General features: G+C 58.7%; 11 protein-coding genes. 8 read left to right on the top strand and 3 right to left on the bottom strand.

Annotation, left to right across the window (positions count from 1 at the left end):
- Positions 1-119 precede the first annotated feature (119 nt).
- Positions 120-854, bottom strand: a complete 735-nt coding sequence (locus G512_RS21940; protein ID WP_036490320.1) for a DUF1194 domain-containing protein — start codon at positions 852-854, stop codon at positions 120-122.
- Between the two features lie 230 nt (positions 855-1,084).
- On the opposite strand from G512_RS21940, the gene G512_RS0119245 reads away from it, so the two are divergent.
- The 7 genes from G512_RS0119245 to G512_RS0119220 all read left to right on the top strand — a co-directional run bounded on the left by G512_RS0119245 (position 1,085) and on the right by G512_RS0119220 (position 4,778).
- Positions 1,085-1,960 carry an AraC family transcriptional regulator gene (locus tag G512_RS0119245; protein WP_208975083.1) on the top strand — a complete coding sequence of 292 codons (876 nt, stop codon included), beginning with the start codon at positions 1,085-1,087 and terminating at the stop codon, positions 1,958-1,960.
- Between the two features lie 203 nt (positions 1,961-2,163).
- Positions 2,164-2,517: a DUF6665 family protein gene (locus G512_RS0119240; RefSeq protein WP_028483112.1), complete on the top strand. Its 354-nt coding sequence runs from the start codon at positions 2,164-2,166 to the stop codon at positions 2,515-2,517.
- Between the two features lie 92 nt (positions 2,518-2,609).
- Entirely contained in the window at positions 2,610-2,930 is a 321-nt protein-coding gene (locus G512_RS0119235; protein ID WP_028483111.1) for a heavy metal-binding domain-containing protein, read from the top strand.
- An 11-nt stretch (positions 2,931-2,941) separates the two neighbouring features.
- Positions 2,942-3,946 (top strand): methylmalonyl Co-A mutase-associated GTPase MeaB, encoded by a 1,005-nt coding sequence (gene meaB / locus G512_RS0119230; protein WP_028483110.1) that lies wholly within the window; start codon positions 2,942-2,944, stop codon positions 3,944-3,946.
- Positions 3,947-3,959: 13 nt separating this feature from the next.
- Positions 3,960-4,097, top strand: a complete 138-nt coding sequence (locus G512_RS22695; protein ID WP_155943671.1) for a hypothetical protein — start codon at positions 3,960-3,962, stop codon at positions 4,095-4,097.
- 40 nt (positions 4,098-4,137) lie between these two features.
- Complete coding sequence (locus G512_RS22690) at positions 4,138-4,320, top strand: hypothetical protein (protein WP_143181323.1); 183 nt, start codon at positions 4,138-4,140, stop codon at positions 4,318-4,320.
- Positions 4,321-4,352: 32 nt separating this feature from the next.
- Positions 4,353-4,778, top strand: a complete 426-nt coding sequence (locus tag G512_RS0119220) for a hypothetical protein (protein WP_143181322.1) — start codon at positions 4,353-4,355, stop codon at positions 4,776-4,778.
- Here G512_RS0119220 and G512_RS0119215 read toward each other — a convergent pair.
- On the bottom strand, positions 4,775-5,749 hold the full coding sequence (locus G512_RS0119215; protein WP_028483108.1) for an EamA family transporter: 975 nt from the start codon (positions 5,747-5,749) through the stop codon (positions 4,775-4,777). The two genes, G512_RS0119220 and G512_RS0119215, sit on opposite strands and share 4 nt — an antisense overlap.
- Positions 5,750-5,935: 186 nt before the next feature.
- Here G512_RS0119215 and G512_RS0119210 point away from each other — a divergent pair, with 186 nt between their 5' ends.
- Positions 5,936-7,363 carry a TIGR03808 family TAT-translocated repetitive protein gene (locus tag G512_RS0119210; protein WP_051269732.1) on the top strand — a complete coding sequence of 476 codons (1,428 nt, stop codon included), beginning with the start codon at positions 5,936-5,938 and terminating at the stop codon, positions 7,361-7,363.
- Here G512_RS0119210 and G512_RS0119205 read toward each other — a convergent pair.
- Positions 7,360-8,382 (bottom strand): asparaginase, encoded by a 1,023-nt coding sequence (locus tag G512_RS0119205; RefSeq protein ID WP_028483106.1) that lies wholly within the window; start codon positions 8,380-8,382, stop codon positions 7,360-7,362. The two genes, G512_RS0119210 and G512_RS0119205, sit on opposite strands and share 4 nt — an antisense overlap.
- Positions 8,383-8,386 lie beyond the last annotated feature (4 nt).

The raw sequence follows: 8,386 nt of genomic DNA, 5'->3' as shown, positions 1-8,386 counted from the left end.
CCCCCGAGCCGGGGTCCAGTGCTGTGGCAAGCACATCCTCCGTGCCATGTTGCTCTGGATGCCGGATCAAGTCCGGCATGACATCCGTGGGGATGAGAGGGGTTGAAGGACACAGACTATCAGTCCAGCCGGACTATGCGCCGCTTGGGTGTGATCCCGGCAATTTCCAGAATGAGCTTGCGGCGCACCGCATCGGCAAAGGTTTCCCGACTATCGGCGGTCACGACAAAAGAGCCCGGACCACCAATGATCCGCTGGGCAAATGCGGCTTCAAGGTCGTACCCAGCCGGGCGACCGGAGCAATGGCGGCACAGGACGGCCAGCCCGTTGATGATGATGCCGGCATCGATCACTTGTTGCCGTGCCGGGCCAATGGGCGGTCCGTTGAAGTTGGTGGCACTATCCGCTGACAAGTCGATCACACGGCGCAACCCCTGAAAGGTATTGGAATCAATCCGTTGCTTGGCAAAAAGGAGGGCATCCCCAATGGCATTGCTGCCGAATGCGCGGCGCGGCGGTTCCATCAAGCGTGTGGCAAAGGTTTGTGCGGTTTCGGGACCATCAATCACCATCCAGTCCACGACGACATCTTGCGAGCCAACGCTGCCCCACTCAATGTAAGTGACGGCTATCTTGCCATAGATGTTGCCTTTAATGGCGGAGATCACTGCCGGGTCCGTGATGGCATCAGCGTAGCCCTGGCGTTGAAAACGGATCTCTGCCGTGTCGATCGATCCCGTGGCATCGGCCAACAGAACAAGTTCAAGGTCCAGTTCTTCCGCATTCAACGCCGATAAGGACGTAGGCACCATGAATACCATTGCAATCAAAAAGCAAAGCCAGCGCCGAACCATTCAACCTCTCCCTGCGTCATCAATGTAAGTACGGTAGGGAGGTGCTGTGTATCTGGCCATATGGCGGGCTAGAAAATCACGCGATCGTGATCATCGCAAACGCCCTGTCGCCACCTTGCTTTGCCCGTCTCGCCCCTGCGTGGGGATATGATAGGGTTCAGCAAGATTTGTTCATGGCGTTTATGATTTAAAAACCTCAAGCCACGGGCATCAGCAAGGGAGCCGACCCAGTGCAAACCAAGTCCATGCCATCTCACCACACACCAACCCAAACGGCCTATGAGGCCCGGATGCTGCGTGTGGTGCAGTACATTTATGCCAATCTTGAGGGCGACTTGTCCCTCGACACACTGGCAGATGTTGCCTGCATGTCTCGGTTTCACTGGCACCGGGTCTACCATTCCATGACTGGTGAAACGTTGGCCAATGCGATCCGGCGGATCCGGCTGTGCCGAGCCGCGGGATATTTGTTGCAGTCTGAGGAGGCCATCGAAACAATTGCCGTGAAATGCGGCTATCCCAGCGTCCAGAGCTTCAATCGGGCGTTCAAGGCCGGTTTTGCCTGCTCACCGGGTGTGTTTCGCAAGACGGGAACACGCGTTCCCTCACTTGGCCTCACCAAACAGGGACCTGTTGCCATGTATGAAGTCAGCATAAAAGACGAACCAGCCCGGCATCTTGCCGCAATCCCCCATCAAGGCGATTACATGAAGATCGGAGAGGCCTTCGACAAACTGGCCGCAATCTTCACCAGTCGGCAGTTGTGGCCCGTATCGGGTGAGGCTATCGGCGTATACTTTGACGATCCAGAGGCCGTCGCTGAACCAAACCTGCGCTCCGTGGCGGGAATGGTGGTGCCTGCCTCGGTGGAAATGACCGGCGGGCTGGAGCCGGTGGATCTGCCCTCTGGTCCTCACGCGGTTCTTCGCCACGTGGGTCCCTATGCTGGCCTTCACGCGGCTTACACCTACCTGTTTGGCGAATGGTTACCAGCCTCAGGGCATGAAGCGCGCAACAGCCCCAGCTTTGAGGTGTACGTCAATGCCCCCCAAGACACACCAGCCAACGAACTGGTAACCGACATCTATCTGCCGCTGGAATCCTGAGCGCGCCCTCAGACCGGTGAGCCATCCTGGGTCTCGTGTGTGAGTTCTTTTGCCCGCTGCCCGACCGATCTTCCTAGTGGCGGCATTGGGGAGTTCGGTCGGGTAGTCTTGGTCCGAGAACTCTTTTCTCCCGGGCGTTCAGTGCTTATGGTGGCGGCACAAACCACCACCTGCGCCCCACAAGCCCGGGAGAAGCCTGACCCATGTTCGTGCGTCCACCTCAGATTCTGGCTCCCAAAAAGCAAGCAGATCCGCTTTCCGAGGCATTGGAACAAGAGATCCTTTCGGAAAAGATTGGAACCTTGTCTCGCCTCAACAAGAAGCTGGAGGCCGCCTTGGCGCATTTGGCGGCTGAAGAAGCCAAGGGGCCTCAAGCCTGCGCACACACTCATGCCCTCTTGCAGGCTCAAGCTGGTGAAGCCTTGTGGCATGTTATCATTCAGCGCGAGATTGCCGGGCTGACGGGCCTCAAGGGATTTCTGGATGAAATGGGTGTTCCCCGCGAGGTGCGCTTGAACGCGGGGCCAGTTCCGCCACATTTGCGGAACTGCCGCTGAAGGCCCGCACCTCACGCTGGCCCGGCAGGACCGCGCTTTGAAATCCGAGCGACTCTGCGTATATGCAATAGAGACCAAAGGGAGAAAGCCGCATGTTGACCACAACTACCAGTAGCCTGCAGGGGCATGAGATTGAACAATACCATGGCATGGTGCACGGCGAAGCCATTTTGGGCGCCAATGTGTTCAAGGACTTGTTTGCAGGTATTCGTGATATTGTGGGCGGGCGTTCGGCTGCCTACGAAGACGAGTTGCTGCGTGCCCGTCAGATTGCCATTCAGGAAATGTGTGATGAGGCACAACAAATGGGCGCCAACGCCGTGATTGGGGTTGATATCGACTATGAAACTGTTGGCAGCAACGGCTCCATGCTGATGGTCACGGCTACCGGCACCGCAGTGCGTTATCGCTGACCGTCGCTTTCATGGCAAATACATCCTCCAAGCCAAGAGACAACATTGATGATCTGGCGCAGGGACTGGTAGCCGGCAAGCGCGCTGCCTTGGCCCGTGCCATTACTCTGGTGGAATCTCGCCGGTCCAGCCATCGCCGACAGGCTGAGGCATTGGTGTCCCGCCTCATGGACCGCACAGGCCGAGCACTGCGTATAGGCATTACCGGTGTGCCGGGGGTTGGAAAGTCTACAACGATTGATACCTTTGGTAGCAATCTGACGGCCGCAGGCCACAAGGTGGCAGTGCTGGCCGTCGATCCCACGTCCACCCGCACCGGTGGTTCCATATTGGGCGACAAGACGCGCATGGCGCGGCTGGCGGTGGACCGCAATGCCTATATCCGCCCCTCTCCTTCGGCAGGCACGCTGGGCGGTGTGGCGGCCAAAACGCGCGAATCCATGCTGTTATGCGAAGCCGCCGGTTTTGACGTCATTCTGGTGGAAACTGTTGGGATTGGCCAATCGGAAACCACCGTGGCGCAGATGGTGGACTTCTTCCTAGTCTTGATGTTGCCTGGGGCTGGGGATGAGTTGCAGGGCATCAAGAAAGGTGTTCTGGAAATTGCCGATATGATCGCCGTGAACAAGGCAGATGGTGAAGGCGCGGTGCGGGCCCGCGCGGCAGCCTCGGAATACCGGGCGGCGCTCAACATTTTGGCCCCGCGCTCAAAAACGTGGAGCCCCCCGGTAATGACGATCTCCGGGTTGGCCAATGAGCGTCTGGATGAGATGTGGGAGCAAATCCTCACGTTTAGGGACCGCATGACGGCGACAGGCGAGTTTCAGGAAAAGCGGGCCACACAGCAGGTGGCGTGGATGTGGAGCCTTTTACAAGAGCGCCTTTTGGAAGCGTTGCGCACCAACGGCAGTGTAAAAGCTCTGCTGCCGGACGTGGAAGCCGCCGTGCGTGAGGGCCGCATGCCCGCCACTCTTGCGGCGCGCCAACTGGCAGAGGCGTTTGGGGTCGAACTCTGAAGCGGAAGATGTCATGCCGGACTTGATCCGGCATCCAGAGCAGCATGGCACGGAGAATGCGGCTGCCGCCTTACTGGACCCCGGCTCGGAGGCCGGAATGACGGAAGTGGGATGGACGATAGGTCTCTGGGCCTCACTTGTGACCGCGTGAAAATGCTTCGCGACGATACCGCCACACCGGATCATCGCGGATGTCATCCCGGACCAGCGCAGCGCAGATCCGGGATCCAGCACTGGAAGAGCGAGTGCCAACACCTCGCACCGATGTCATGCCGGGCTGGATCCGGCATCCAGAGCAGCATGGCACGGAGAATGCGGCTGCCGCCTTACTGGACCCCGGCTCGGAGGCCGGGGTGACGGGGAGTGTGTTGTGAGGTTTTTTGGTCTCACTCACCTTGAATAAAATGTGGCTTTGCAACCTCTGGCCTCTCGCCCAACCATCGAATGTCATCCCGGACCAGCGCAGCGCAGATCCGGGATCCAGCACTGGAAGAGCGAGTGCCAACACCTCGCACCGGATGTCATGCCGGACCTGATCCGGCATTCAGAACAGCATGGCACGGAGAATGCGGCTGCCGCCTTACTGGACCCCGGCTCAAAGGCCGGGGTGACGGTGGAGTGTGCTGTGAGGTTTTTGGTCTCATTCACCTTGGATGAAACGTGGCTTTACTACCTCCGGCATCTCGCCCAACCATCGGATGTCATGCCGAACCTGATCCGGCATCCAGAGCAACATGGCACGGAGGATGCGGCTGCCGCCTTACTGGACCCCGGCTCGGAGGCCGGAATGACGGGGGAGTGTGTTGTAAGGGCCTTACGACCGCACCATTAACGGGCGCGCGCGATACTCATGGCCGTGTGCCGACGAGAAAAAAGCACCAAGAGGGATCCGCTTGTCATGATGATACCGCCGAGGACCGTCTGCCATGCAAACACGAACCTATCGATGAGCCCCAACTGAAAGAACAGGAACTCAAGGCCAAGCGACATGAACGGCAGGGCTGCAATGCCCGCCAGATAGTTTTCGGTGCCCACCCGATAGACTGCGCGCAAGGACAGGAACTGGGAGGTTCCGCGCAACAGCGCGCCGACCAGGATGGCGGCGATCCAGAGCGTTGGATCCAGCAGCAAGGAGGGCGTACCGATCCACTCTGGTGCGGCTGGCAGCGCCTTTGCAAGAGTTGGCAGCGCGGCCCCAATGAGCGACAGAGCAATGGCTCCACCAAGCATGCAGATGGACGCAGCAAACAGCATGACGCCGGTCAGCCCGGCGCGCTGACGCGTGTCTTCGGTCTGGTTCATGGGATGAAGTTCAGAGATCAAGGTTGCAAGGACCACACAAATCTCTGAAAGCACCATGTAAACCAGCGCAGGATTGGTGAACCCGCCCTCCAGCCCGATGACCACGACCCAAAGACCTGCGAGAACGATGAGCTGCCCCGGCAATTCGCGCAGGGTCGGCTGACGGAACCCGCAAGCAAACAACACTGCCATGGAAAGGGGGACCACGATGATGCCGACAAAGCTGGCGTTTGCGGCCGTGGTGTGAACGAGAGCTGCCGTAAAAAAAGCGGCTGTCAAAACACGCAGCACGCCAAAGCCCCAAGTGAAAGGGTCTTTCAGCGCAGACAGCCCGATCTGCCGCCACCCACCAAGAACCATGAGAATGAGACCGCCCGCCATCATTTGCAGGAATGTGAAAAGCCATGGATCAAGGCCGGTTTCGACAAGAATGGCGCGGGAGACGACCAGCAGAATGGACCAGCTGAACAGAGCCAGCAGGATGGGAGAGACGGCGGCCATTTGGAGAGGTCCTCTTTTGTTCACACGCGTGATAAGTGAAAATGCGTATGATGTCCAGCCGTGAGCGGATAAGAAAAAGAAAACACCTCCTATGTCACCCCTCCTCTCTCATGACCTGAAATGGCACAGATAGTTCGGCATGGATCTTGATTGGTAGTCTTCGATAGTTCTTTTGGGGCGTTTTTCATGTCGTTTTCTTCCAAATCCCTTGGTTCAAAAACCATTTCCAGACGCGGTTTTTTACGCTTTGGCGCGGCGGGCGTGGCCAGTCTTGCCACATCCAACGCCTTGGCCCAGCCCGCGCCAAGTTTTCAACTTGCGGACCTGCGCGGAACACTGAATGCCTCCACACATAGCGTTCGCCCACACAAGACGCGGGATCAGACAGGTGCACTGCAGCAGGCGCTTGAGCGAACCGCACGCGAGGGCAAAGTGCTGTTCTTGCCCGCTGGCACGTACAAAGTTGGGAGGCTGACACTGCCCTCAGGCTGCTGCCTGGTGGGCGTGCCGGGACGCACGCGGCTGGTGTTTACGGGAGATGAAACCCTGATCGTGGCGCGTGATGCACGCCATGTGCAATTGCAGGACCTGGAACTGGACGGTGGCAAGCGTCCCATTTCCGAACAGTTTCGCGGGCTTCTTGATTTGACACAGGTGACAGACCTGACCCTGCGCGGGCTGACTGTGCGTGGCAGCACCGCCAGTGCCGTGGCATTGGAGGCCTGTGGCGGCACTGTAAGTGGCTGCACCTTGTCCGGCGCCGCAGACGCAGGATTGATGTCAATGAACGCCTCAGGTCTCACCATCCTCAACAACGCGGTTCATGACTGCGCTAACGGCGGCATTCTCGTGCATCGCTGGTCAAAGGGAGCGGACGGCACCCATATTCGCGGCAATCGAATTGAGCGGATTGCCGCGCGCGATGGGGGCACGGGCCAGAACGGCAACGGCGTGAATGTGTTTAAGGCCGACAATGTGATTGTGGCGGATAACAGCATCAGTGACTGTGCATTTACCGCCATTCGCGGCAACTCCGCATCCAACCTGCAAATCCGAGGCAATACATGCCTGCGCTCCGGAGAAGTGGCGATTTTTTCCGAGTTCGCCTTTGAAGGTGCGTTGATTACGGGCAACATCGTGGATGGAGCAGCTGTCGGCATTTCCATCACCAACATGGATCACGGCGGGCGGCTGTCGGTTTGTTCCGGCAATATCATTCGCAATCTGGTCAACAAGGCCCCTTATGCCCCGGAGGGCCTGGCCTTTGGCATTGGCATTCAGGCAGAGGCAGACACCAGCGTGACCGGCAACGTGATTGAAAACGCCGAAACCATTGGAATGGTCGTGGGTTGGGGACCCTACCTGCGCAATGTGATTGCCTCTCAAAATGTGATCCGTCAAACGCCCATCGGCATGGCGGTCAGCGTCGCGCAGGGCGCAGGAACGGCCATGATCACGCAGAACCTGTTTGAAAACACCAAGGATGGCGCAATTGTTGCTCACAAATGGGCAACGCCAGTGAGCGGCGACCTGACCGAGAGCGGCGCAGAGCAATGGCCGCGCCTTACCCTTCGAGACAATCAGCGGATCAACGCGCCAGCGGTGCCGATTTAACTGCCGCGCAACAGCGCTGCGAAATCCGACACGGGCCTGACATCACCCACATGAATGTCCCGGCGGTTCAGGAGGCGCTGGTGCAGATAGGGCTCCAGAGCCTTTTCCTCCTGCTTGTTGGTTTCCAGCAGCTGATTGATGACACCGGCCATGATGACCTCCGCCCCACGGGTGGCACCATCATCACATTTCAGGGCAATGCCATAGCCAAGCTCCGGCAGTGCGGCACAGAACACGCCCTCGGCCCCTGTCTTCACGAACACGCGCCCTTCGAACGCCTCCATGACGTCCGAGCAGAAGCGCTGCTTGCCCGCCACCATGTAGGGCGCGTTGACGCAAGCCTCGTAAAGGGTTTCAGCCGCCTTGGCACGGACAGGTTCCAATCCCTCACCGGTCGCAAACCGGGCAAAAGCAAGCGCGGTCTTGTCCAGTTGCAGAGCGTAGGTGGGGATGGAACAGCCATCTGTTCCACAAACGTCATGTCCGATGATCTGCCCGGTCATGCCTTCCAGCACAGCACGAATTTCCTGCTGCACGGGGTGATCGTAGTCAATGTAGTTGTTTGTGGACAGGCCAAGCGTGCGGGCCAAACCCAGAAAGCCGGCGTGTTTGCCCGAGCAATTGTTGTGCAGAGCACACGGCCCTTCCTCATGAAGAATGAGATCGGCCGCATCGTCCATGTGGCGCGGCCATTGCGGGCCGCACAGAAGCGCTTCTTCAGACAGGCCCGCCTTCATAAGCATGACGCGCGCCGTATTGGCATGAACCGCTTCGCCATTATGAGAGGCGCAGGCCAGAGCCAGTTCGGCCTCATCGTAATCCAGCGCTTCGGCTGCACCGGATTCCACCAAAGGAAGAGCCTGCAAGGCCTTGATGGCTGACCGGGGAAAGACGCCTTGGGTCACATCGCCAACACCGAACACGAGCTTTCCGTTCGCATCCACAATGGCAAGAGAACCCCGGTGCCGGCTCTCAACGAGACCACCACGGGTGACTTCGACCAATACCGGATTATCCATGAAG

Source organism: Pseudovibrio exalbescens DSM 16456, from assembly GCF_000422785.1.
Taxonomy (GTDB): domain Bacteria; phylum Pseudomonadota; class Alphaproteobacteria; order Rhizobiales; family Stappiaceae; genus Pseudovibrio; species Pseudovibrio exalbescens.
Note: the sequence above shows the minus strand (reverse complement) of the source record. Positions and strands in the feature narration are given on the sequence as shown.

Coding starts and splice junctions, on each gene's coding strand:
- G512_RS21940 (WP_036490320.1), bottom strand. CDS start 854: ATGGTTCGGCGCTGGCTTTGCTTTTTGATTGCAATGGTATTCATGGTG.
- G512_RS0119240 (WP_028483112.1), top strand. CDS start 2,164: ATGTTCGTGCGTCCACCTCAGATTCTGGCTCCCAAAAAGCAAGCAGAT.
- G512_RS0119235 (WP_028483111.1), top strand. CDS start 2,610: ATGTTGACCACAACTACCAGTAGCCTGCAGGGGCATGAGATTGAACAA.
- meaB (WP_028483110.1), top strand. CDS start 2,942: ATGGCAAATACATCCTCCAAGCCAAGAGACAACATTGATGATCTGGCG.
- G512_RS22695 (WP_155943671.1), top strand. CDS start 3,960: ATGCCGGACTTGATCCGGCATCCAGAGCAGCATGGCACGGAGAATGCG.
- G512_RS22690 (WP_143181323.1), top strand. CDS start 4,138: ATGTCATCCCGGACCAGCGCAGCGCAGATCCGGGATCCAGCACTGGAA.
- G512_RS0119215 (WP_028483108.1), bottom strand. CDS start 5,749: ATGGCCGCCGTCTCTCCCATCCTGCTGGCTCTGTTCAGCTGGTCCATT.
- G512_RS0119210 (WP_051269732.1), top strand. CDS start 5,936: ATGTCGTTTTCTTCCAAATCCCTTGGTTCAAAAACCATTTCCAGACGC.
- G512_RS0119205 (WP_028483106.1), bottom strand. CDS start 8,382: ATGGATAATCCGGTATTGGTCGAAGTCACCCGTGGTGGTCTCGTTGAG.